3 protein-coding genes are annotated in these 3,266 nt (G+C 70.1%); all 3 read right to left on the bottom strand.

The features are described from left to right. Positions 1 to 467 (bottom strand): hypothetical protein (locus tag AC1DGP_RS34970; RefSeq protein WP_476833263.1); only part of this gene is annotated, 467 nt, incomplete at its 3' end. Beyond that, positions 464 to 2,260, bottom strand: coding sequence for a type I secretion system permease/ATPase (locus AC1DGP_RS34965; protein ID WP_476833262.1), 1,797 nt, complete (start codon positions 2,258 to 2,260; stop codon positions 464 to 466). The genes AC1DGP_RS34965 and AC1DGP_RS34970, both read right to left, overlap by 4 nt. Before the next feature lie 102 nt (positions 2,261 to 2,362). Further along, positions 2,363 to 3,266 (bottom strand): calcium-binding protein (locus tag AC1DGP_RS34960; protein WP_476833261.1); only part of this gene is annotated, 904 nt, incomplete at its 5' end.

Genomic DNA, 3,266 nt, shown 5'->3' with positions numbered 1-3,266 from the left:
TTGCTCGCCGGATCGCCGAAGACATCCTCGAGCTTGGCCGGCGAGAAGCGGCGCAGCGGCAGCTGCTCATAGTCGATCGGCGGGGAATCGATGCCGAGGAAGGCGGCAAGCCCGGCCGTGCCGACAGCCTGGCCGCCGGAGCCGAGCGCCGGGTCGTCCTCGGGCCCTTTCTTGATYGCKCCGGTCTCGTCCTCGGCCTCCTTGTCCGCCTCCTCGGCCTGCGCCTGCCTCGAGGGGCCTCCCCCAGCCGCATCCTCGCCCGGGGKCTCRGTGGGCGGACCGAGATCGGACTTGGCGTGGCTGGGGAAGAGGCTCTTGACGTAGATCGCGACCGCGGTCAGCGCGAGCACGACCAGCGCCGGCCAGCGCGACGACGGCGCCGCGTCCTCGTCGGTGATCTTGCGGTAGCTCTGCTCCGCGGASGGCGCGCCCGGCGCCGGGGCCTTGAGGGTYYTGATCTCGATCATGCCGACACCCGTTCRTGCGCAGGCTTGAAGGGAGCTGCGATRGGACTGGCCTGCGGCATCCGCAGCGGTGCTGCCGGCGTGCTGGCCGGGGCGACCTGCGTCGTCGCCGGGGTCAGGATCTCGTTGCGCGGCCCGAAGGCGGCGAGCTTGCCGTTCTGGATGACGCCGACGAAGTCGACGGCGGCGAGCGCGCTCGGCCGGTGCGCCACGATGATCGCGATGCCGCCGCGCTCCTTGACCGTCTCGATCGCCGCCTTGAGCGCGCTCTCGCCCTCGCCGTCGAGATTCGAGTTCGGCTCGTCCATKACGACCAGGAAGGGGTTGCCGTAGAGCGCCCGCGCCAGGCCGATGCGCTGGCGCTGGCCGGCCGAGAGCGCCGCGCCYTGCGGCCCGAGCTGGGTCTGGTAGCCATCGGCCAGMCGCACGATCATCTCGTGGATGCCGGCCGCCTTGGCYGCCGCCACGACCCCGGCGGCGTCGCTCTCAGCCGAGAGCCGCGAGATGTTCTCCTCGACGCTGGCATCGAGCAGGCTGACCTCCTGCGGGAGATAGCCGATGAAGCGCCCGAGGCTGGCCTCCGGCCATTGCGCCAGCTCGGCGCCGTCGAGCCGGACCGAGCCGCGCAGGCACGGCCAGATCCCGGTCAGGGCCCGCACCAGCGTCGTCTTGCCGCCGCCGCTCGGGCCGATCAGGCCRAGCGCCGTGCCGGCCTTCAGGTCGAAGCCGACCTCGCTGAGCAGGACCTGGCCCGAGACCGGGGCGGCRACCGTGATCTTGTCGACCTTGAGCGCGCCSACCGGCGCCGGCAGCTGCATCGGCACCACMGCCTGGCTCAGCGCCACCACCGTCTCGCGCAGGCGCTGGAAGGCGGCGCGTGCCGCGACGAAGGACTTCCAGTTGGCGATCGCGAGATCGACCGGCGCCAGCGCCCGCGACGAGGCGACCGAGGAGGCGATGATCGCCCCGGCCGAGAGCTCGCCCTTGATCGTCAGATAGGCGCCCATCCCGAGGATCGCCGATTGCAGGATCATGCGCAGCACGCGCGAGACCGCGCCCAGGCTGCCGCCGAGGTCATTGGCCTTGGTCTGCAGCGCCAGATGYTCGCGGTTGGCAAGGTTGAAGCGCTCGACCGCCCGGTCGGCAAAGCCCATCGCCTTCAGCACCTCGGCATTGCGGGCATTGGAATCGGCGATCGCGCCGCGGGTGATCGCCGCCTGGCGCGTCGTSCCGTTGAGCCGGCGGGTCAGGATCTCGCTCGCCACCGTCAGCAGGGTCAGCACCACGGCGCCCGCCAGCGTCAGCGCGCCGAGCCAGGGGTGCAGGAAATAGGCGAAGGCGAGATARAGCGGGATCCAGGGCAGGTCGAASAGCGCGCCCGGCCCCTGGCTGCCGAGGAAGCCGCGCACCGTGTCGACATCGCGCCCGCGCTCCAGCGCCTCGGTGCTCGAAAAGCCGAARCGCGGCATGTCGATCGCCACCCGGTGCGCCAGCGGCGCGATATCCTTGTCGAGCCGGGCCCCGACYCGGACCAGCACCTGCGAGCGGATCACGTCGAAGGCGCCCTGGAACAAATAGAGCCCGATCGCCAGCGCCGAGAGCGCCGCCAGCGTCTGGACGCTGCCCGAGGTCAGGGCCCGGTCATAGACCTGCAGCATGTAGAATGAGCCGGTCAGCGCCAGCACATTGATCAGCCCCGAGACCGCAAACAGGAAGAGGAAGGCCGAGCGGAAGCCGAGCGTCAGCCTGGCGGCATCGCGCTTGCGGGCGGAGGTCTGTGCCTTGGAAGGTGCCATGATCGCAAACCGTCAAAAGGAGAAGCAGTCGGCAGGAAGGCGGTGCAGGAAGGGAGTGCCGGCCGGCGGGCACGGGGCCCGCCGGCCGAAAAGGCGCGGCTTCTAGAAGCTGAAGTTGCTGCCGGTCAGGGTGTGGCTGCCCTTCAGGTTGATCTGGAAGTCGGCATCGGCGTCGCCGTCGACATTGCCCTTGACCACGGTGTAGTCGCCGTCGGCCCGGGTCTCGTAGGCGACCACCAGCTGGGCCGTGGCGGTGAAGGCCGGGCCGTTGGTCAAGGTGAAGCTCTGGTTGCCGGCGAGCGCGCCATTGGCGTCGATGCCGGAGAGGTCGAGCTTATCGCCAGGCTCGAAATCGAGGATAGTGTCGCCATCCGCCGCTTCCTTGCTCTCGAAGCGGAAGGTGTCGTTGCCCGCCCCGCCTTCCATCACGTTCACCGCCGCGCTGGCCGTGATCGTGTCGTTGCCCGAACCGGTCGCGACGTTCTCGATGCTCCAGAGCGTGTCGCTGCCGGTTTGCGTGCTGACCGCGCTGCCGCGTCCAAGCAGGCCGTTGCCGAGATCGACCGTCAGGTTCGCCGTGATCGCCGACATGTCGAGCGTGTCGATGCCCGTGCCGCCGTCGCTGTCATCGCCGAAATAGACGTCGTTGCCGTCACCGACCGCAGCCACGATCACATCGTTGCCCGCACCCGCCACCACAGTGTCGTCGCCGGCCCCGGCCGTGATCCGGTCGTCGCCCGTGCCACCGAAGATCCGGTCGTTGCCGGCCTCGCCATCGATCAGGTCGTTGCCAGCCCCGCCAAGCAGCACGTCGTCGCCGGCCCCGCCGAAGACCACGTCACGGCCCTCCCCGGCATCGACGAAGTCGTTGCCATCGCCCGCCGAGATCGTGTCGTCGCCGCCCGCACCGATCAGGACATCGTCGCCGCCCTGGCCGATCAGGTTGTCCGCCCCCGCTGCCCCGATCAGGACATCGCTCAGCCCCGTCCCGACATGCGTCCCAGGA

It is taken from the genome of Allobosea sp. 05T433 (assembly GCF_056396065.1).
This window is presented reverse-complemented; position numbering and strand designations above follow the sequence as displayed.